This is a genomic window from Paenibacillus tundrae (assembly GCF_030812775.1).
In the GTDB taxonomy this organism is placed as follows: domain Bacteria; phylum Bacillota; class Bacilli; order Paenibacillales; family Paenibacillaceae; genus Paenibacillus; species Paenibacillus tundrae_A.
On record NZ_JAUSTI010000027.1, the window covers coordinates 22,827 to 44,294 of the forward strand.

The following is a 21,468-nucleotide window of genomic DNA, read 5'->3' on the forward strand; positions in this document are numbered from 1 at the left end:
ATGCGTACAATTAAAGTTGGTAGTAGACAGAGCGCTCTTGCTTTAACCCAGACAGGTCATGTTATTAACGATTTACGCCAGATTTGTGAGCGGGAAGGATTAGCTTTTGATTTTGAAGTACATAAGATCGTGACAAAGGGAGATCTGATCCTCGATGTGACGCTGTCTAAAGTGGGAGGCAAAGGGCTGTTTGTAAAAGAAATTGAGCAAGCCATGTTAGATCACAAAATTGATATGGCTGTACACAGCATGAAGGACATGCCATCCGAATTACCTGAGGGATTGATCAACGGAGCGGTGCCTCGTCGTGCTGATCCGCGCGATGCCTTGATCTCGAATGGAGGCCTCACACTGGATCAATTGCCAGAAGGGGCTAGAGTCGGAACAAGTAGCTTGCGTCGTTCCAGCCAGCTGAAAGCTTATCGTCCCGACCTTCAACTGGAGTCCCTGCGCGGTAACATCGATTCTCGTCTACGTAAACTGGAGACGGAAGGTTTGGATGCGATTATATTGGCTGCTGCTGGGCTATATCGTATGGGCTGGGAGGATCGCATTACAGAATATCTGTCCGAGACGGCTTGTCTACCTGCTGTAGGTCAAGGTGCACTTGGCATCGAATGCCGTGAAGATGATGCAGAGCTGTTGCATTTATTACAATTGTACAATGATCCAGAAACGGCGGAGCCTGTTCTTGCGGAGCGTCGTTTCCTAAGCGTCTTGAATGGGGGTTGTCAGGTTCCGATTGGGGCGCATGCCGTCTGGGTGCCACAGGAAGATACGGATTCCCCGAATGGACAAAACAAGTTACAATTAACAGGTATGGTCGGTACGCCTGATGGTGGACTGATACTTAAAGAAGCTCTGACCGGTAAAGATCCGGTTCGTCTAGGAGAAGAAGTCGCGTGGAGGCTAATTGAACGGGGAGCAGAGCAGATACTGGCAGAAGTTAGGGGATGAAGACATGGTGGGAAAGGTCTTTTTGGTAGGAGCAGGCCCGGGAGATGCTAAGCTGATTACCGTAAAAGGATGGGAGTCAATCGGCAAGGCAGACGCGGTGGTATATGATCGCTTGGCTAGTCCAAGGCTGTTGAAGCAAATGAAGCCAGGGGCTGTTAAGATCTATGTGGGTAAGCGACCTGACCGACATACAATGAAACAGGAAGAGATCAATCAGTTGTTGGTGGATCTAGCTCTAGAAGGAAAAGTAGTTGTCAGACTTAAGGGCGGGGATCCAACCATATTTGGACGCGTTGGCGAAGAGGCGGATTTGTTACGTAAGAATGGTATTCCTTTTGAGATCGTACCAGGTGTGACAGCAGCGATAAGTGTGCCTGCTTATGCCGGAATTCCAGTGACCCACCGTGACTATGCTTCGTCAATTTCTATTATTACAGGACATGAGAGCCCGGACAAGCTGGATCGCAGCATCCATTGGGATAAAGTAACGAATGCTACGGGTACACTTGTATTTATGATGGGTGTCGCCAAAATTGGTTATATTAGTGAGCAGTTGATTCGTCATGGTCGACCAGCTCAGACGCCAGTGGCATTAGTCCGCTGGGGAACAAGAGCAGAGCAGGACACCATTACGGGCACACTTGAGAATATAGAAGCCAAAGTGCTGGCAGCCAATTTTCAGCCTCCTGCCGTCATTGTTGTTGGTGATGTGGTGAACCAACGGGAACAATTGAAGTGGGCAGAGGCACTTCCGTTGTTTGGTAAACGGATTTTGGTGACTAGAGCTCGAAGTCAGGCCAGTGAATTAGTAGATCGGATTGAGGAGCTTGGTGGCGAACCTTACGAATTCCCAGTCATTGAGACGATTATGCCAACATCTGAGTCTTCCAAACAAAGTGTCAAACAAGCCTTTGATGCGTTAAATACATTTGATTGGGTATTTTTTACGAGTGTGAATGGCGTTGAGTTTTTCTTCCGTCATTTGGAGCAAGAAGGCAAAGATATTCGCTCCATCCATCGTGCCCGAATTGCAGCCGTAGGCCCTTCTACCGCAGAAGCACTGCGCAAACATGGCATTGCAGCCGAAATGGTCAAAGGTCCTTTCCAAGCGGAAGGTATGCTTGAAGCATTTGAAAGCGAGCTGAAAGAGGGGCAGCGTGTGCTGCTTCCTCATGGTGACCTTGCGCGCTCCTGGTTGCCAGAGCAACTGAAGGAGCGGGGACTTCACGTCACGGAAGCGATTATTTACGATACAATCCTTGCTGGCGAGGATGACGATGAGTTACTGAAACTGTTAGAAGAGGGCGGTATTCATGCTGTAACGTTCACAAGCTCATCAACAGTTACGAACTTTATGAACATTCTAAAGCGCATGGGGATTCAAGATCCACTGCCTTTATTGAAAAATGTGGAGATTGCTTGCATCGGGCCGGTCACGGCGAAGACGGCAGAGGCTGCTGGGTTGAAAGTCACTTTGATGGCGGAAGAGGCAACAATCGAGAGTATGATCTCCGTATTGTGTGATTGGAAGCGGACACCGATGACGGTCGAATCTTCCTCACTCTGATTAATACTTCAGAATCGCAAGTGGTTAAACATTGCGATTTCGTAGCGATTGCATAAATCTGGATGACTGAAGCGTGCTGAATTCGTTAAGAACCAGCGCGCTTCCCTTTTTGCTCGATTTAACTTTTGAAGGAGGTTTCAACGATGAGTTTTCCAATTGTACGACATCGTCGTTTGCGTCAATCTGTAGGTATCCGTAACATGGTCAGAGAGAATCAGCTGAGTGTGAATGATTTTATTCAGCCGATCTATGTGACGTATGGAGAGAATGTAAAATCTGAAATAAAATCAATGCCAGGTGTATTCCGCTTCTCGTTAGATCGTCTTCAAGAAGAAGTGACCGAAATTGCAGAGCTAGGTATTCCGGCTGTGCTGTTGTTTGGTATTCCAGAGACGAAGGATAGTGTTGGTTCGTCTGGTTTTGCCGAAGATGGTATTGTGCAGGAAGCTACGAGATTGATCAAATCCTGGTATCCAGAGCTGCTCGTTATCGCGGATACCTGCCTGTGCGAATTCACAGATCACGGACATTGCGGTATGGTGCACACTTTTGAGGTGGATGGTCATACTTGTGGTGATGTTCTAAATGATGAGTCATTGGAGCTATTGGTGAAGACAGCAGTATCCCAGGCTAAAGCAGGAGCAGACATTATTGCTCCCTCCAACATGATGGATGGATTTGTACAAGCCATTCGAGCTGGACTCGATGAAAATGGATTTAGTCATATCCCAATCATGTCTTACTCCGTAAAATACGCTTCGGCATTCTATGGCCCTTTCCGCGAAGCAGCTGACTCTACACCGCAGTTTGGGGATCGCAAATCATATCAGATGGATCCGGCCAATGCGCGTGAGGCTCTACGTGAAGCTGAAACGGATGTGTTTGAGGGTGCGGACATGCTTATGGTGAAACCATCACTTTCTTATTTGGACGTCTTGCGTACGATTAGAGATCAGTTCGATCTGCCTCTTGTAGCTTATAACGTAAGTGGGGAGTACGCTATGGTGAAAGCAGCAGCTATCCAAGGGTGGATTGATGAGAAAAAGGTTGCGATGGAGATCCTGCTTAGTATGAAGCGTGCAGGAGCAGATATGATTATTACTTACTACGGAAAAGATGCTTCTCGCTGGCTGGCAGAGAAATCATGACTTGCGTTTAATTACAGGATATTAAGGAGGATATTCATGACTACACAACAACAAGGAAATCGTCGAAATGATGAGCGCTCACGCAGCGCATTTGAAGAAGCGAAGCAGTACATACCGGGAGGGGTGAATAGTCCGGTTCGAGCATTCAAATCGGTGGGACTTACACCTATTTATGCAGAACGCGGCGAAGGTTCTAAGATTTACGATATTGATGGCAATGTGTTTATTGATTATGTAGGTTCTTGGGGCCCGCTTATTATGGGACATGCACATCCTGACGTTGTAGAGGCTCTCCGAGAAACAGCGCTAAAAGGAACAAGTTTTGGTGCACCAACGTTGCTTGAGACAGAGATGGCTAAGCTCGTATGTGAACGCGTACCATCGATTGATATTGTGCGGATGGTAAATTCGGGTACGGAAGCAACGATGAGTGCCATTCGATTGGCTCGTGGTGTAACGGGACGTAGCAAAATTTTGAAATTTGAAGGCTCTTATCATGGGCATGCAGACAGCTTGCTCATCAAAGCAGGCTCAGGTGTTGCAACACTGGGTCTTCCGGACAGTCCGGGTGTGCCTGAAGGTGTGGCAACAAATACGATTACAGTTCCTTACAATGATCTGGAATCTGTGAATCTTGCCTTTGAACGCTTCGGTGAAGAGTTGGCAGCTGTAATCGTGGAGCCAGTTGCAGGTAATATGGGCGTTGTTCCTCCGGCTCCAGGTTTTCTTGAAGGACTGCGCAGCTTAACAACGAAGTATGGCAGCTTACTTATTTTTGATGAAGTTATGACGGGATTCCGTGTAGGTCTGAATTGTGCACAGGGGCGTTATGGTGTGACACCAGATCTAACATGTCTTGGTAAAGTCATTGGTGGTGGACTACCTGTAGGTGCATATGGCGGCAGACGTGATTTAATGGAGCAAATGGCGCCATCAGGACCGATCTATCAAGCAGGTACACTTAGCGGCAATCCGCTCGCAATGGCGGCAGGATATACGACTCTCAAGCTGCTCACACCGGAAGTCTATGATCGTTTGGAGCTGCTATCCGCTCGCTTGCAGGCTGGATTCGAGAAGAATGCAGCAGAAGCAGGTGTGGCAGTAACGATTAACCGGGTTGGTTCGATGGTATGCCCATTCTTTAGTAGCGTACCCGTAACCAATTATGATATCGCTAAAGAAAGTAATCTGGATCAGTTCCGTCGTTACTTTGCTGCAATGGTTGATCAGGGTGTGAGTGTAGCTCCATCTCAGTATGAAGGAATGTTCGTCTCTGGTGTGCATACAGAGCAAGATATCGACGATACGATCGAAGCTAACCGTAAAGCTCTCTTATCCTTATGAGCATCAAAAGTTGGAAACGCCGCGGGGATTGGCTTGAACTGATGCCTGGTAAAGTGGTGACGGGTAGTTCGGACAAGCAGATGGCTGCAGAGCAATGGCTGCAATCTGAACTACAGCTCCCTGAGAAAATGCTTCGTCAGTTACAAGCGAATCAGGGCATACAACTTGCAGGGGACCGACTTCGGCTGGCCCTTTTTGCATCTCGCCCCATTGATGTTGAACCACGCTGGGCGGAGATTGATGTGTTATATGAGGATGATTTCTGTCTGGTTGTACACAAACCTGCCGGGATGAAGCTGCACCCGGATGGGAGCCGAGCAGACACTTCAATTACACTGGATCATGCAGTTGCTTCCTATTATGAGATGAGCGGCATTCAGGCAAGCGTACGTCATGTGCACCGATTAGATGAAGATACAACCGGCCCTGTGTTATATGCCAAAAATGCTTTTGCCCTCGCCAAACTGGATGAAGCGATGCGCAATAAAGAGATTGGACGCCATTACGTGGCGATTGCTGGGGGACAGATACCCCAGACGTTACAGCTAATTAATGCGCCCATTGGTAAGGACAGGCATCATAAGCAACGTAGACGTGTCTCTCCGAATGGACAGGAGGCGATCACTCACATTCAGCTTGTAGAAGTCTTTCCGAAAGCGACTTTAGTTCGACTGACGTTGGATACTGGGCGCACACATCAGATTCGGGTTCATATGAGTTATGCGGGACATGCTCTAATTGGAGACGAATTGTATGGGGGTGCGCCGGATCGCATTGGACGTCAAGCTCTCCATGGAGAGCTATTAGTGTTCAAGCACCCTCTTACCGGAGCGGTAATTAAAGTCGCTGATCCTTGGCCCGATGATTTTAAACAACTGATTGATCGTGTAAGCAAATAATGCGTGTTCAAAACATCCTTCGTCATCAAAAGCGGACTTTTTGAACAACCTCTAATAGGTAATAAATACAGAAGGTTTGAACAAAGGTGGCATGCTCATCTCATCCATGGCATATAGATTGGGTAACGAAGGATTTAGACCATGGATCAGTCCCATGAGAAGGATCATGGTGAACATATGCCGAAAGGAGGACGCCACCTTTGTTGAATCAACCATATGGTTTACGGTTCGATATTTATGAGCGCGTTCATTTGTCTGAGGGAGTCCCTGCAATTGAAGAGTTGGAGGAAATTGAGTTATACCCACGTATTCAAGTCATTGGTCAAGATGATCATGCCACACTGAGAGGTCATCTTCTTCTCACAGGTACGTACCGCGGCGAGGATACAGCTTCAGAAGAGCTTAAGCATTTTATTCCTGTTGAAATCACGGTACCCTTGAATCGAGTAAGATCCATTGAGGACATTTCTATTGAAATCGAAAATTTTGATGTCGACTTGTTATCGAATCGCAGTCTGAATATTACAGGAGTTCTATCCCTTCGAGGTATTGAAGGTTTCCCAGTCGAAGAACCCCAAGTATGGACAGCCGATGAGTTTACGGTCGTACATTCGCCAGATCAGCAGCAGGGTCAGCGTTCCACAGATTCAGAATTAGAGCAGGAAAATAACCTGAATACCTTTGCACAAGAATACTTGCTGCAGCGAAGTGAAGAGGAAGGACTTATCGAGTCAGCAAATGCTGCATTGGATGGTCAGTTCGATGATGGTTCACAGCAAGCAGCGGATGAGCCGATTCGCAACGAAGATGCGGAGCAACCAGAGCTATTATCCCAGTCCTTCGCGGAGCCTACCTATGCAGAGCAACCGGAAGCCGAGGATGAAGCGTACAGACCTAACGCTGTGGACGAGGCGTATACCTCTTTCATTTTCCAAGGAGAGGAACCAGCTCAGAATGAAGTCGCTGACACGCCATCATCGGTATCTTCCTTTTTGGCTGAAACTGCGGATCGTCTAGCCTCTTATCCTGAATCAGAGCCCTTAGTACCGCTGGCTGAAGAACCATCGTCTGTTTGGTCCGAGCCTTCTGTGGAGACCTTACATACGAATGCTGGATTAGACCAGCCAACAGCTCAAGAAGAGACGCCCAATGTGTGGCATTTTGAATCTGCTCGATCGGTTCCTGAACAGGAGGATCCCCCAGTTGCCGAAGCTCAGGAGAACTGGCAGGAAGTGTTTGCCCCTTCTGATTTAGAAGCGGAAGGAGCAGACCGACCTTTACAGGAGGCTTTGGATGCAGAAGTAATTGCTCAACAAAGTGCGCTTATCCCTGAACCTGTAGCTGAGACGGAAGACAAGCCGGAGCTCAAAGTGGCTTTTGGTAGCAAAAAAGAATCCTCTCTAAGAGAGGAAAATGGAGTGGGTATCTCCTCCTTGTTATCCTCTGGCAGAGCTGTACGTGAGGCAGATGCAGATCGTGAAGATGACGTGTCCACAAATGCAGCGCCGGTAGAGGCTTATTCGTCTGATGACGGGCAATGGAAGAATCTATTCCTTGGTACAATTGTGGAACAGACCCCATTCCGTAAAGTGAAATTATGCATAGTTCAGCGAGAAGAGACGCTGGATACGATTGCAGATCGGTACCAGTTAAGCACCCGGGAGCTTCAGCTCTATAATCGTTTATCCGAGCAGGTTGTTGAAGAAGGGCAGATCTTATATATACCGTAACCGAAATTAATGAGTGAACTTCACCCGTTATCTCTAGAGATGGCGGGTTTTTTGCGGCTTTTTTTGAAAAAGCGAAAATGTTATGTTCGTTTGTGTTCTGAAGCGGGCTTCATTGACGACATCTTAGTGGTTAAGTTTATTGGCTAAGTATGCATGGGGTTGCCTTATTCCGCCGTTACCAGGTTGACTATCGCGCATGGTCAGGGTATGATGTGTTTAGGTTTTTTGAAGAATAACTTGGATCGGGAGTAGTAGACAGGATGACCTTTCAGAGAGTGGGATTGTATCGCTGAGAAATTCCGCAGGAACCAACTGTTCGAAGTCGCCCGGGAGTTGCCTATTTGAATTCACGGAATGATCTGATGGATGATTTCATTGTGAGGTAGGATAGGCCGGTAGCAGCCGTTATCTGCTTGAAGTGTCACGTGTACCCGTAAGGGAGATCTGTATTTTTTGGTCTGCGTGAAACAAAGGTGGTACCGCGAAAGCTAACCTTTCGTCCTTTGATGGATGAAAGGTTTTTTTGTTTTTTGGCGATGATGATTAAGTAACGGAGGAATGACACATGTCTGAACAAAAAAATTCAGCTACACCTGAAATGCCAACAACCTATGATCCAAAAGCTGCCGAGCAGAAATGGTACTCCTTTTGGACGGAGCGTGGATATTTCAAGGCAGGACAACGTAAGGACGCTGAGCCTTTCACAATTGTAATCCCGCCACCTAACGTAACAGGAATGCTGCACATTGGGCACGCACTTGACTTTACATTACAGGATATTCTGATCCGTACCAAACGGATGCAAGGGTATGATGCACTATGGTTGCCGGGTTCAGACCACGCAGGTATTGCTACACAAACCAAAGTTGAACAGAAGCTACGTGAAGAAGGTCTAACTCGTTATGACCTTGGACGCGAGAAGTTTTTGGATAAAGTATGGGACTGGAAAGATCAATATGCAACAACCATTCGTCAGCAATGGGGTAAAATGGGGCTTTCTCTCGATTATTCCCGTGAGCGTTTTACGCTGGATGAAGGGTTGTCTCAAGCAGTGCGCAAAGTCTTCGTTCAATTGTACGAGAAAGGTCTCATTTACAGAGGCAAACGTATTATCAACTGGGATCCAGTAAACCGGACAGCATTGTCCGATATTGAGGTTGAATACAAAGAAGTACAGGGTCACTTGTATCATCTGCGTTATCCACTCAAAGACGGAAGTGGTTACGTTACCGTAGCTACAACACGTCCTGAAACGATGCTTGGCGATACAGCGGTTGCTGTCCATCCAAAGGATGAGCGTTATGCAGATATGATTGGCAAAATGCTCGTATTGCCTATTATCGGACGCGAGATTCCGATTGTTGCCGATGATTATGTGGATAAAGAGTTCGGGAGTGGTGCGGTTAAAATTACGCCTGCCCATGATCCGAATGACTTTGAAGTAGGTCAGCGTCATAATCTGCCTCAGATCACGGTCATGGATGAGACCGGTACGATGAATGAAGAGGCTGGCAAATATCAAGGACTGGATCGCAGCGACTGCCGTAGGCAGATTGTAGCGGACCTGAAGGAACTCGGTGTACTGATTAACATTGAGGATCATACACACCAAGTTGGACATAGCGAACGGACTGGAGCTGTAGTTGAGCCCTATTTGTCCACGCAATGGTTCGTAGAGATGAAACCTCTTGCAGAAAGAGCCATTCAGAAGCAAAAAGGTGGAGATGGCGTAAACTTCGTCCCAGATCGCTTTGAGAAAACATATCTCAACTGGATCGAAAATGTTCGCGATTGGTGTATTTCCCGTCAGTTGTGGTGGGGACATCGTATCCCTGCTTGGTATGACGAAGAGACAGGTGAAATCATCGTATCCGCAGAAGATCCAACGACCTTGCCTGAAAATGCTGGACGTAAGCTTAGACAAGATGAGGATGTATTGGATACATGGTTCAGCTCTGCTCTATGGCCGTTCTCTACACTTGGATGGCCGGAAGACACAGAAGATCTGCAACGTTATTACCCAACAAGTGTACTTGTAACGGGTTATGACATTATCTACTTCTGGGTCTCACGTATGATCTTTACAGCATTGGAGTTCACAGATGAGGTTCCGTTTAAGGATGTCTTGATGCATGGTCTTGTTCGTGATGCAGATGGACGCAAAATGTCCAAATCACTGGGTAACGGTGTAGATCCGCTTGATGTTATCGAGAAATATGGCGCGGATGCAATGCGTTATATGATCTCAACGAGCAGTACGCCAGGTCAGGATTTGCGTTTCCGCTGGGAGCGTGTAGAGCAGGCGCGTAACTTTGCAAACAAAATCTGGAACGCTTCTCGTTTCGCTCTGATGAATCTAGAAGGGTTCACGTTCGAAGATCGCGACATCTCTGGAGAGCTTGGAACAGCAGATTATTGGATTTTGCACCGTCTGAACGAAACTTCCCGAGATATTACGCGTCTAATCGAAGCATACGAGTTTGGGGAAACAGGCCGTTTGCTGTATAACTTCATCTGGGATGATCTCTGTGACTGGTACATTGAGTTTGCCAAACTGTCATTCTACGGCGAGGATCCTGTGGCGAAGAAAAAAACACAATCCGTATTGGCTTATGTGCTGGATCAGACCATGCGCTTGATTCATCCGTTTATGCCATATATCTCCGAAGAAATTTGGCAGCATCTGCCGCATGAAGGCGAGACCATCACACTGGCTGCTTGGCCGGTATATGATCCAGCTTTGGAAAACCCGGAAGCTGTTGCAGAGATGAATCTGTTGATGGATACGATTCGTGCCGTTCGTAACATTCGCGCTGAAGTGAACGTGCCAATGAGTAAGAAGATTGAGTTGATGGTGAAAGCGAACAGCCCAGAGGCGTATAGCATCATTGAGCGCAATAGCCATTACATCCAACGATTCTGTAATACGTCCGAGTTCGACAGCGGGCTTGATCTCAATTCACCGGATAAAGCAATGACTGCTGTCATTACAGGTGCTGAGCTGTATTTGCCGCTGGCAGGACTTATCGATATTGAGCAGGAAGTGGCTCGCCTGGAGAAAGAGTTACAGAACCTTGAAGGCGAAGTACTCCGTGTAGAGAAAAAGCTGGCAAACGAAGGCTTTGTTGCTAAGGCTCCGGCCAAGGTTATCGAAGAAGAGCGTGCCAAACAAGCGGATTACTCCGATAAACGGGATAAAGTCATTGCCCGGATCAAGGAACTGAAAGGTTAAGAATATCTAGGTCGGGTGGACATGAATGACGCCATCCGGCCGCTTTTTTCAATCAAACTCATGACCGAAGGTGAAGCAGATGACTGAACTTAATGAGACAGGTGTAAATACGCCTTTACAAACGTATAACGAGGCTGTGGACTGGATTAATGGTCTTATTCCTTTTGGAATCAGACCCGGACTGGAGCGAATCATAGAATTGATGTCCCGACTCGGTAATCCACATCAACGTCTTAAATTTATTCATGTCGCGGGAACGAACGGCAAAGGTTCGACTTGCGCTTTTTTGACGTCAGTTCTTCTTCAGGCGGGATATGATGTTGGCACATTTACATCCCCGTATATCACGAAGTTTACGAACCGTTTTCAGTATAACGGGGAAGATATTCCTGAAGAGACGTTGTTGAAATTGTCGAATCGATTACATCCTTTGGTACATGATATGGCGGATACCGAGCTTGGTTCACCTACAATGTTTGAGGTATCGACGGCACTTGCCCTCCTTTACTACGCGGAAGAGTGTTACCCCGATGTTGTAGTATGGGAAACCGGGCTGGGGGGAAGGATGGACGTAACGAATATTGTTACACCTGTCGTATCGATCATCACTAACATTGGTATGGATCATACAGATGTACTCGGCGATACCATTGAATTGATTGCAAGCGAGAAGGCGGGGATCATTAAACCGGGTGTGCCGGTCGTTACTCTCGCAACTCAACCTGAAGCAGTGAAGGTGATTGAGGAGACGGCAGAACGACTTCGATCAACCGTATACTTGGCTGGTAGACAGTTTACTTATCATAGGCTGGATAGCGACGAGAAGGGTCAATCTATTCATTTTACAGGACCTTTCCGTGAGTTGGACGTTCGTATTCGTATGCAAGGTGTGCATCAATGCGACAATGCAGCGGGTGCGCTTATGGTACTTGAATTGCTACGCCAGTACATGGCATTTATGTTGGATGAAGAAGATATTCTACTTGGAATGGAGCATGCCTTCTGGGCAGGACGGTTCGAGAAAGTCATCGACGAACCCCGAATTGTTCTGGACGGAGCACATAATCCTGAAGGTGCTGAATCCCTAGCCAAGAGCATTATCGACGTATATCCCCACAATAAGTTAAATTTGATGATGGGTATGCTGGCGAATAAGCATCACGAAGCGTATTTGCAGCATATACTGCCACTAGTGGATACGCTGATCCTGACCGAACCAGACTTCCGACGCAAAATGGATGCGGCCGATCTGCTGCAGATTGTCGAACGAGTACGTCCTGCCATTGCGAAGCCGGAGCTGGAAATCATCGTCGAGCCTGAATGGGCGAAGGCACTTGATCTATTGAAGTCACGGACGGAAGCGGAGGATCTGGGGGTAGTGTCTGGTACACTGTATTTAATTGCAGATGTGCGAGCAGCCCTTTTGCATCAAACCGATTCTGAAAAAGGTTGGTGAAAGTTTTGTTAAATACATCGGAACACGTTCATTTTATAGGAATTGGCGGATATGGTATGAGTGCCATCGCCAGAGTTATGCTTGAGATGGGATACACCGTTACCGGATCGGATGTCGCTTCACAGGAGTTGACCGAGAAGTTGGCAGCCAAAGGAGCGAAAATATATATCGGACATACGGCAGAGCACGTTAACGGCGCTGACTTGGTTGTGTACTCAACGGCAGCTCCGGCTGACAATGTGGAACGGGTTGCGGCAGAGCAGCTCAATATCCCGATTTTGCACAGAGCTCAGATGCTTGCGCGTCTGTTGAACGAGCGTAAGGGAGTGGCTGTTGCTGGGGCGCACGGTAAAACTACAACCTCGTCTATGATTGCCCTTGTTATGGAAAAATGTGATACAGACCCAACGTATATTATCGGTGGGGAGATTATGAATGTGGGCACCAACGCGAAGGCTGGTCAAGGCGACTGGGTCGTTGCTGAAGCCGATGAGAGTGATGGTTCATTTTTACAATATCATCCATGGCTCGGCATTGTGACCAATATTGAAGCTGATCATTTGGAGAACTACAACAGCGACTTCGAGGAACTCAAAAAAGCGTATGTGCAGTTTTTGAGTCAGATTCGTCCAGAAGGCACGGCGATCGTATGTGCTGACGATGAGAATGTGCAAGCCATTCTTCCGGCATTGAAGTCACGTGTGACCACGTATGGTATTGATCATGCTGCGGATTATACAGCAACAGATATTGTGCTGGGCGATCGCCGCATTTCATTCACGATGAGTCACCAAGGTGCTGCGATGGGAACCGTTGAACTGTCTGTACCGGGTAAACATAACGTTTATAATGCTATGGCTACAGTCATTACTTGTCTGGAAGCAGGTATTCCATTCGAGCAAATTACGGCTGCGATTATTCAGTTTCATGGAGCCAAACGCAGATTCCAGGTGCTGGGTGAAGCACGTGATATGTTGATTATCGACGATTATGCCCACCATCCAACGGAAATTGAAGCGACCATTAGTGCAGCCAAAGCGACAGGAAAACGGATTATTGCCGTGTTCCAGCCGCAGCGTTACACACGGACGTTCTTCTTGCTGGATGCGTTCAGTCGTGCTTTTGCGGAAGCAGATGAGGTGCTGATTACAGACATTTACTCACCTGCTGGTGAAAAAGAAATCGAAGGTGTTCATTCTGCGAAATTGGTAGAATTGATTGTTCAGAACAGCAATGCTTCAGCGCGATATCTTCCAACGAAGGAAGATGTTGTGGCTGATCTGCAGTACCGTTTACAGCCAGGAGATCTTGTACTTACAATGGGTGCAGGGGATATTTGGAAGGTTGGCGACACGCTGGCCAAATCTTTGAAATAGCTCATTTTGTACTCAGAGAACCGAAAATATATGTGTCATGCAAGCCGTCTGTCTTCTTCGTGAAGCAGGCGGTTTTTGTATTTAAAAGGTTCTAATCTGCCCGTTCAATGCATATAGCTGTAATACATGCTTGTTCAAAAAGACCGGTTTTCATGATCGTAAGGTAAAATGATCCTTTTTGAGCAACCTCTATTATGGGACAAAGGAGAGGGTTCGGGGTGAGTAATGCTAGAATGACGTTTCGTTTTGGGGATAAGGAGTCGGACAAGCCTGTAAACAAAGGACAGTCAGTGGTAGAGGAGCCTTTTGTGTTAAAAGAGGAGATCCCACAGAACCAAGAGCCTTTGCATATAGCCAAAACACCAGCATGGGAACCAGAAGTTATCCCTGTAGATTGGGGTGAGACGGTTCTAACTAGCATGAGCCCATCCGAGCCCGGTTCTGATTTTCGTTCCAATCCCAAAAGAGGACAAGATCATAAGCCTAATGCTACAGAGTCTCCTTATGCGTATTCAGAACCGTTTGATTACCTCCATGAAGATGACCCAGCATCGACAAGGAATAACCCGGAATACACAGACCATGACTGGTTAGCAACCCATGATCAGTATTCGTATAAGCGCAATCGTCCTCCAAGAGGTTGGAAAATGATTGGATCAGTGACGGGTGCTCTAGTCACCGGGGCACTCTTTGGAATAGTGATCCTGTCCTTTTTTAATAAAGATGGCACAGACTCCATTGTAAACTTACCAGGGAATCAGACGGTGTCTACCGTGGCGGAACAAGAAATAACAGCAGCGGCAGGAGAATCGAATCAGGCGGGAATGACCGGAGGCAATTATTATGCTCTGCAATATGGCGTCTTCAGTTCACCTGAACGTGCGGAACAAGCCAAGCTTGAATTGGCTCAGGTAGGGATAGCGGCAGGTACTGATCCGGAGGATGGAAATCGGGTGTATGCAGGTATCTCTGCGGATCGTGAAGAAGCCAAATTGTTAAGCTCAAGATTGAAGGCTGAGGGCGTTGAATTATATGTCAAAGAAATCACAGTGCCTGCCATTAATTTAGCTGCATGGGGTGGATTAGAAAAGGATGTGGAGAATCTCTTTGCGAGTAGCTCGGCGCTGGTAGATCAGTTATCCACACTCTCGATCAATCAACTTGGACAAACCACACCTCAGGCCGTTCCTGCTGAAACAATGAGTGTATTGCAGAACCAGCATGAATCGTGGCTTAGCGGTATTAACAGCTTGGCTCAAGGGCTTAATCCTGAGGCGAGTACGATTGTTTCTAGCATGGAGAAGTCAATGAACAATGCAATTACAGCGGTGACTGAATACAATAAAAACCCGGCTGATGTGCACATGTGGACGGTTCAGGCTAATCTGATGGAATATGTTTTGGAGCAGAAGCAGTGGATTGAGATGATGAAACAATAACATTTCTTCGCATAACAATGACTTGGAATCCCTGTCCGGCAAGGAACTGGAAATAGTTCCCCTTGCCGGATTTGTGTTTGTATTGACGTACAAAACCCCGTATAATAATGTGGGTGTCAAAAAATGGCGAGGGAAGATAACCGATGAAAAAAAACTTCGGCATGTTAATATTGTTCCTATTGCTCGGCTGGTTAGCCGGAGCTTGGATCGCCAAGGCACTACAGCCCGTTAAGGCTGTAGCTTTTCTGACTAAAGCCACGACCATTCGTTGGTCGCCTCAGGCTGATCTAGATATTTTTAGTTACGACATTTCACTTCAATTTCAAATGAGCCTCCTAAGTCTGTTTGGGATTATATTTGCCGTATGGCTGTATCGCAGACTGTAGGAGAATGACGGATTATGACGAGAAAAATAGACAAACGACATCAAATTTTTGTGATACGAGCAGATGTCGCTGTAGCATAAGGAGCCAGTTATTGTGGAAAATGTACAACAGCGCCCTATAATTCTTGCCTCCACTTCGCCGCGGCGCAAAGAGCTGATCGCTTCACTTCATTTAGCTTTTGAAGTAATACCAAGTCATGCAGATGAAGACACACCCTTAGAATGGACGCCTGAACAGACGGTTCAGGAACTTGCGATGCGTAAAGCGCTAGCAGTCTTTCGGGATCTTAATGGTCGTGGATCGGACGCGGTCATTGTAGGTAGTGATACCATTGTGGTTCTGGATGGCGAAATTTTAGGGAAGCCCGTAGATGAACAGGATGCTGTACGAATGTTGACCAAACTTCAGGGTCGTGCACATCGTGTATTTACGGGGATAGCGTGTATTGATGCTAGTAATGGGCAATCTGTGGTTAATTACCGACAGACAGATGTGACCATGAAGGAATTGTCTGAAGCGACCATTCGTGGATATGTTCAGACTGGAGAACCGATGGACAAAGCAGGTTCATATGCGATTCAAGGTATTGGCGCTTCACTAGTAGACCGCATTGAAGGATGCTACACTAATGTGGTAGGCTTGTCTTTACCTTTGCTAAGTGACATGTTAGATGGATTCGGAATCCATGTATTGCCAAGAGCATGAATCTTGAGGATTGACGATTGAAAAGAGGGAACCTATGGAGTCGGCTCAGTATATGATGCGCGACATCCCCCAAGAAGAACGCCCGAGAGAACGCTTGATGGAATATGGGGCGGGCGCATTAAGCCATGCAGAACTGCTGGCTATTTTACTTCGGACAGGTACGAAGAATGAATCTGCAGTGCATCTGGCACAGCGGATTATAACTGACGCCGGTGGGATCCGTTCGTTAATGGATCAAAGTCTCGAAGAGCTGACCGCCATGAAGGGTATCGGTAAAGCGAAGGCTGTGCAATTAAAAGCGAGTATTGAGCTTGGACATCGCATTGCCAAGAGCAAGCTGACACAATCGCCGTCCATCCGGACACCACGTGATGCGGCGGATATTCTGGTTGAACAAATGCGTTATTTGCAAAAGGAACATTTTGTATGCCTTTTTTTGAATAGCAAAAATCATATTATTGCCCAGGAAACACTCTCCATGGGTAGCCTTAATGCTTCGATTGTCCATCCACGTGAAGTGTTTCGAGCTGCCATCAAATGTAGTAGCGCCTCTATTGTCTGTGCGCACAACCATCCTAGCGGTGATCCAACGCCAAGCCCGGAGGATATCCAAATCACCAAGAGACTGATTGAAGCCGGTAGCATCGTAGGTATAGACGTGCTAGATCACCTTATTATCGGAGATGGAACATACGTAAGTTTGAAGGAGAAGGGCTTAGTATAATATAATGGTTGGCGTTGATGTTTTCCTATGAATGATGACGGCGTTGTCCGTAGAAGATAGGTTCACTTTACTGATGCAACTAAACGATGGATACAACAAAAAAATGAATGCAAATATTAGCTCCGCGATTGCGGTATGAATGCAAATGAAACGCTCTAGCTCTCAAGCTGGGGCGGCTATATGAGGCAGAAAAGGAGATTACGTCATGTTTGGTGGTTTTACGAAAGATTTGGGGATTGATTTGGGGACAGCGAATACATTGGTTTATGTACGTGGAAAAGGAATTGTGGTGCGGGAACCTTCCGTAGTCGCTCTGCGCACAGATACTAAAAGCATTGAAGCCGTGGGTGAATCTGCTAAAAAAATGATTGGTCGTACGCCGGGGAACATCCGTGCCATTCGTCCGATGAAAGACGGCGTTATCGCTGATTTTGATACAACGGCAACGATGATTAAATATTTCATTCGTCAGGCACAAAAACAACGTTCGATGTTTCAACGTCATCCTAACGTAATGGTGTGTGTACCTTCCGGCATTACAGCCGTTGAACAACGTGCTGTAGAAGATGCGACCAAACAAGCTGGAGCTCGTGAAGCATACACCATTGAAGAGCCTTTTGCTGCTGCAATTGGTGCTGACCTTCCTGTATGGGAGCCGACGGGCAGTATGGTTGTAGATATTGGTGGCGGTACGACGGAAGTAGCGGTTATTTCCCTCGGCGGGATTGTAACAAGCCGTTCAGTTCGTGTGGCAGGTGACGAGATGGATGAATCCGTTATTCAGTACATTAAACGTCAATATAACCTGATGATTGGTGAGCGTACATCTGAACAATTGAAAATGGACATTGGATCAGCTATGCCGCTTGAGCAAGTGGAGACCATGGAAATTCGCGGTCGTGACCTGGTTACAGGTCTGCCAAAAACAATTACGATTACATCTGACGAAATCAGTGAAGCACTGGCAGATACGGTAAATGCGATCGTTGACGCAGTTAAAGTTACACTAGAGAAGTGTCCGCCTGAGCTCGCAGCGGATATTATGGATCGTGGAATCGTTCTAACGGGCGGAGGTGCTTTGCTGCGTAACTTGGACAAGTTGCTTGCAGGCGAGACAGGTATGCCGGTTATTGTGGCGGAGAACCCACTTGATTGCGTGGCAATCGGGACAGGAAAAGCTCTTGAGAACATCCATTTATTCAAAAGCAGAAGCAGTTCAGCAGTTCGTTCTAAACGATAATTGTATTCGAATTGTCTCTTGAGGTAGATCGAAATCCTCAAGGGACAATAGCCAATGAAGAGGGTCGGTACAGCCGAAAGAGCTATTACCCGCTGCCCGGGGAGGCTTGTGAATGTTCTCGACGGGACTATGATCTGACAGTCTCCCCACCGGGCATGGCTCGGAAGAGAATAATGGATGTTAGAGGGTGTTGGAACTGTTTAAGCTGCTGGGCAACAAAAGACTTTTTGTTTTGCTGGTGGGCCTTGTTACATTTATCGCGTTGATGGGCTTTACGCTCGGTCCGCGAACCGCTCTATCCTGGCCGGAGAAATTCCTGAAGGATTCAGTCGGATTTGTACAATATGTATTTTACAAGCCCGCTTCTTATGTAGCGGGCTTTTTCAAAGATGTTGCGAACATGCGTGCGGTATATTCAGAGAATGAAGAACTCCGGATTGCATTGGGTCACTACACCCGAGATCGATTGAAGTATAATGATATGGAACAAGTGAACAAGCAATTACAAGAAGCACTTAATTTTACCGATGAACAGAAGAACCGCTATAATTACGGGTCACGTATTGCACAAGTTATTAGTGCCAATTCTGATCCTAACAGTAGAACGATTAACATCGACATTGGAGAAAATGCAGGCATCCAGCCTGGAATGGCGGTAACTTCACAGCAGGGGCTTGTTGGTGTAGTCAGTCATGTTAGCTCATACACTTCAACCGTTAATTTGTTGACTTCGATGGATGCGAATGATCCCAATTCGAATGCCATTGCGGCTACAGCCGTTGGCAAGGAGAAAGTGTTTGGGATGATCGAGAGTTATGATCCGAAGACAGGTATGCTGAAAATGACGAAGATTGCTGAAGATTCGAATATCAAAGAAGGCGACGAAATTATTTCTTCAGGTATCATTAATAACTTTCCGAAATACATGCGAATTGGCGAGGTCAAGAGTGTTGAGAAAAGTGAATTTGGTTTAACAAGCACGGCTACTATTGAGCCTTATGCCAGTTTTCTAGATTGGAAAGAGCTTATCGTGATCATTCCACCTGAGGTGAAGGAATAGTGGTTACACGTAAGCAAGTCTTGATTCTGTTGTTGTTCGTGCTGTTCATTGCTGAGGGAACAATACTCCCCCTGCTGATTCCTGAGGCATGGCAGATGCGGATTTCCGCCAATCTGGTTTATATTGTGATTCTCTTTTTCGCTGTCTATCATCATCGACATACAGCGTTAGTGCTCGGTATACTGTTTGGGCTTCTCCATGATGTGGTATTCTATGGTGAAATGATCGGACCTTATGGATTCTCCATGGGGCTGTCTGCTTATATGATCGGACTCATTTTTCAGGCTCCGCGTGCACCACTGCCCATCATGGTTACGGTTGTCTTTTTAGGGAGTTTGCTCAATGACACGGTACTATTTTTCTTATACAAGCTTTTCCGTTTGAACCATGTGACATTTGATTGGGCGTTGTTTGAATATATGATTCCTAATTTATTTATTCATTTTGTGTTCACATTGATCATTTATGTTCCTTTGCGCAAGCAATTGGAGCAGATTACGAAGAGGCAGAAAAAGCCACAAGAAGCATCCTGAACCATTTGTGAGACCAGAAGCAGGAACTTGAGGGCTCCGGCACGAAATGTAATGAGATGGGAGGGACAGGCTTATGACGGTAAAATCGAATCACGTAACGATTAAAGGCATCCGAGACGGCTTGGTTTTCCTGTTGGACGATCAATGTGAATTCGAGGAATTGCTCTATGAGCTCCGCTATAAGCTGGAACACAGCCATCAAAATATTTTGACCGGGCCGATCGTTCATGTGGATATTAAGTTAGGCAGTCGTGAGGTCACGGAGAACCAGAAAGAATCGATTCTGGATATATTGAAGCAAAAAGGTAATTTACTCATTCGTTCCATTGATTCACCAGCCCTTAAACCAGAGGTTAAAGGGCCACCGCCGATTATGACGATGTGTGGTATGGTGCGTTCAGGTCAGGTGCTTCATCATGATGGAAATCTCTTGTTTCTTGGAGATATCAATCCGGGCGGCACGGTGACGTGTACCGGGGATATATATATAATGGGTTCACTCAGAGGTATGGCTCATGCAGGCATCAGTGGGGACGAAACTGCGATCATAGCGGCATCGGTCTTTGCACCGACTCAGCTACGTATTGCAGATATTATCAGTCGTCCACCTGATGAATGGGAGAGTCGAGAGGCTGGGATGGAATTTGCTTATTTGCAGGACAATCAGATGCAGATCGACAAGATGAGCAATATCGTTCGGTTGCGCCGAGATTTTAATGTGTTTAAAGGAGTGTAGCTCATGGGAGAGGCAATCGTGATCACTTCGGGTAAGGGCGGCGTAGGTAAAACCACCACCTCAGCAAATATCGGGACTGCGCTGGCATTGCTCGGAAAAAAAGTTTGTCTAGTAGATACGGATATCGGCCTTCGAAATCTTGATGTCGTTATGGGACTCGAAAATCGGATCATTTATGATCTGTGTGATGTGGCAGATGGCCGCTGCCGTCTGAATCAAGCTTTAGTAAAAGATAAGCGTTTCGAAGAATTATATATGCTGCCTGCAGCACAAACGAGAGATAAGAACTCCGTATCACCAGAACAGGTGAAGGACATTATTTTGGAGCTAAAAAAAGATTTTGAGTACGTCATTATTGACTGTCCTGCAGGGATTGAGCAAGGGTTCAAGAACGCAGTTGCAGGTGCAGACCAAGCGATCGTAGTAACTACACCTGAGAACGCTGCTGTGCGAGATGCAGATCGTGTGATCGGCTTGCTGGAAAGCTCACATATCCAATCTCCGAAGCTTGTCGTGAACCGTATCCGTAACAACATGGTGAAGTCGGGCGATATGCTCGATATCGACGGTATACTGCAGGTGCTTAACATTGATCTAATCGGTATTGTTCCTGATGACGAACTGGTTATCAAAGCGGCGAATTCCGGAGAGCCAACGGTTATGAATCCAGACTCAAATGCAGCGATTGCTTACCGCAATATTGCCCGTCGTATTTTGGGAGACACCGTTCCGTTGATGCAGTTAGAGCAGAAAAAGGGCGCGTTCACACGCTTCAAAAAATTCTTTGGTATGGGTTAATTACGACCCTATGATGAGATAGCTATTACATAAAGCCGGGCAAACAGCCCGGTTTTTTTGCGTTTTCTCCATTATAGAAACTCTATTTAAACTTTTATAGAAACGTCATCAGAACTGAATTAGCAAAAGCAAGGAGCG

Annotated in this window: 18 protein-coding genes and 1 other annotated feature; all 18 genes read left to right on the plus strand. The window is 46.6% G+C overall.

The features are described 5' to 3' along the window. Positions 1 to 957, plus strand: coding sequence for a hydroxymethylbilane synthase (gene hemC / locus J2T19_RS26850; RefSeq protein WP_307221402.1), 957 nt, complete (start codon positions 1 to 3; stop codon positions 955 to 957). Between the two features lie 4 nt (positions 958 to 961). Further along, entirely contained in the window at positions 962 to 2,524 is a 1,563-nt protein-coding gene (gene cobA / locus J2T19_RS26855) for a uroporphyrinogen-III C-methyltransferase (protein ID WP_307221404.1), read from the plus strand. A 143-nt stretch (positions 2,525 to 2,667) separates the two neighbouring features. Then, the gene (gene hemB / locus J2T19_RS26860) at positions 2,668 to 3,672 is read left to right on the plus strand and encodes a porphobilinogen synthase (protein ID WP_307221405.1); all 1,005 of its coding nucleotides are present in this window, start codon (positions 2,668 to 2,670) and stop codon (positions 3,670 to 3,672) included. 36 nt (positions 3,673 to 3,708) lie between these two features. Then, positions 3,709 to 5,016, plus strand: a complete 1,308-nt coding sequence (gene hemL / locus J2T19_RS26865) for a glutamate-1-semialdehyde 2,1-aminomutase (RefSeq protein WP_307221406.1) — start codon at positions 3,709 to 3,711, stop codon at positions 5,014 to 5,016. Continuing rightward, positions 5,013 to 5,915, plus strand: coding sequence for an RluA family pseudouridine synthase (locus tag J2T19_RS26870; protein ID WP_307221408.1), 903 nt, complete (start codon positions 5,013 to 5,015; stop codon positions 5,913 to 5,915). Before hemL ends, J2T19_RS26870 begins: the two co-directional genes overlap by 4 nt. Before the next feature lie 200 nt (positions 5,916 to 6,115). Beyond that, complete coding sequence (locus tag J2T19_RS26875; RefSeq protein WP_307221410.1) at positions 6,116 to 7,645, plus strand: LysM peptidoglycan-binding domain-containing protein; 1,530 nt, start codon at positions 6,116 to 6,118, stop codon at positions 7,643 to 7,645. 229 nt (positions 7,646 to 7,874) lie between these two features. Further along, positions 7,875 to 8,152, plus strand: a binding site (T-box leader). 58 nt (positions 8,153 to 8,210) lie between these two features. Beyond that, complete coding sequence (locus J2T19_RS26880) at positions 8,211 to 10,877, plus strand: valine--tRNA ligase (RefSeq protein ID WP_307221412.1); 2,667 nt, start codon at positions 8,211 to 8,213, stop codon at positions 10,875 to 10,877. 79 nt (positions 10,878 to 10,956) lie between these two features. Continuing rightward, entirely contained in the window at positions 10,957 to 12,333 is a 1,377-nt protein-coding gene (locus J2T19_RS26885) for a bifunctional folylpolyglutamate synthase/dihydrofolate synthase (protein WP_145049913.1), read from the plus strand. A gap of 5 nt (positions 12,334 to 12,338) precedes the next feature. Next, entirely contained in the window at positions 12,339 to 13,709 is a 1,371-nt protein-coding gene (gene murC, locus J2T19_RS26890) for a UDP-N-acetylmuramate--L-alanine ligase (protein WP_503128758.1), read from the plus strand. Positions 13,710 to 13,927: 218 nt separating this feature from the next. Next, on the plus strand, positions 13,928 to 15,148 hold the full coding sequence (locus tag J2T19_RS26895) for an SPOR domain-containing protein (RefSeq protein ID WP_307221415.1): 1,221 nt from the start codon (positions 13,928 to 13,930) through the stop codon (positions 15,146 to 15,148). Between the two features lie 143 nt (positions 15,149 to 15,291). After that, on the plus strand, positions 15,292 to 15,534 hold the full coding sequence (locus J2T19_RS26900) for a DUF4321 domain-containing protein (protein ID WP_056697981.1): 243 nt from the start codon (positions 15,292 to 15,294) through the stop codon (positions 15,532 to 15,534). A gap of 93 nt (positions 15,535 to 15,627) precedes the next feature. After that, complete coding sequence (locus J2T19_RS26905) at positions 15,628 to 16,239, plus strand: Maf family protein (RefSeq protein ID WP_307221417.1); 612 nt, start codon at positions 15,628 to 15,630, stop codon at positions 16,237 to 16,239. A 34-nt stretch (positions 16,240 to 16,273) separates the two neighbouring features. Further along, a complete protein-coding gene (radC, locus tag J2T19_RS26910; protein WP_128103300.1) occupies positions 16,274 to 16,963 on the plus strand; it encodes a RadC family protein in 690 nt (229 codons plus the stop codon). A 205-nt stretch (positions 16,964 to 17,168) separates the two neighbouring features. Then, a complete protein-coding gene (locus tag J2T19_RS26915) occupies positions 17,169 to 18,203 on the plus strand; it encodes a rod shape-determining protein (RefSeq protein WP_056697973.1) in 1,035 nt (344 codons plus the stop codon). Between the two features lie 187 nt (positions 18,204 to 18,390). After that, positions 18,391 to 19,263, plus strand: coding sequence for a rod shape-determining protein MreC (mreC, locus tag J2T19_RS26920; RefSeq protein ID WP_307221420.1), 873 nt, complete (start codon positions 18,391 to 18,393; stop codon positions 19,261 to 19,263). Continuing rightward, positions 19,263 to 19,796, plus strand: coding sequence for a rod shape-determining protein MreD (gene mreD, locus J2T19_RS26925; RefSeq protein ID WP_239293676.1), 534 nt, complete (start codon positions 19,263 to 19,265; stop codon positions 19,794 to 19,796). The genes mreC and mreD overlap by 1 nt, the downstream gene beginning before the upstream one ends. A gap of 73 nt (positions 19,797 to 19,869) precedes the next feature. Further along, complete coding sequence (gene minC / locus J2T19_RS26930; RefSeq protein WP_056697963.1) at positions 19,870 to 20,532, plus strand: septum site-determining protein MinC; 663 nt, start codon at positions 19,870 to 19,872, stop codon at positions 20,530 to 20,532. Positions 20,533 to 20,535: 3 nt separating this feature from the next. Next, a complete protein-coding gene (gene minD / locus J2T19_RS26935; RefSeq protein ID WP_056697960.1) occupies positions 20,536 to 21,330 on the plus strand; it encodes a septum site-determining protein MinD in 795 nt (264 codons plus the stop codon). Positions 21,331 to 21,468: the final 138 nt, after the last annotated feature.

Coding starts and splice junctions, on each gene's coding strand:
- hemC (WP_307221402.1), top strand. CDS start 1: ATGCGTACAATTAAAGTTGGTAGTAGACAGAGCGCTCTTGCTTTAACC.
- cobA (WP_307221404.1), top strand. CDS start 962: ATGGTGGGAAAGGTCTTTTTGGTAGGAGCAGGCCCGGGAGATGCTAAG.
- hemB (WP_307221405.1), top strand. CDS start 2,668: ATGAGTTTTCCAATTGTACGACATCGTCGTTTGCGTCAATCTGTAGGT.
- hemL (WP_307221406.1), top strand. CDS start 3,709: ATGACTACACAACAACAAGGAAATCGTCGAAATGATGAGCGCTCACGC.
- J2T19_RS26870 (WP_307221408.1), top strand. CDS start 5,013: ATGAGCATCAAAAGTTGGAAACGCCGCGGGGATTGGCTTGAACTGATG.
- J2T19_RS26880 (WP_307221412.1), top strand. CDS start 8,211: ATGTCTGAACAAAAAAATTCAGCTACACCTGAAATGCCAACAACCTAT.
- J2T19_RS26885 (WP_145049913.1), top strand. CDS start 10,957: ATGACTGAACTTAATGAGACAGGTGTAAATACGCCTTTACAAACGTAT.
- J2T19_RS26900 (WP_056697981.1), top strand. CDS start 15,292: ATGAAAAAAAACTTCGGCATGTTAATATTGTTCCTATTGCTCGGCTGG.
- radC (WP_128103300.1), top strand. CDS start 16,274: ATGGAGTCGGCTCAGTATATGATGCGCGACATCCCCCAAGAAGAACGC.
- J2T19_RS26915 (WP_056697973.1), top strand. CDS start 17,169: ATGTTTGGTGGTTTTACGAAAGATTTGGGGATTGATTTGGGGACAGCG.
- minC (WP_056697963.1), top strand. CDS start 19,870: ATGACGGTAAAATCGAATCACGTAACGATTAAAGGCATCCGAGACGGC.
- minD (WP_056697960.1), top strand. CDS start 20,536: ATGGGAGAGGCAATCGTGATCACTTCGGGTAAGGGCGGCGTAGGTAAA.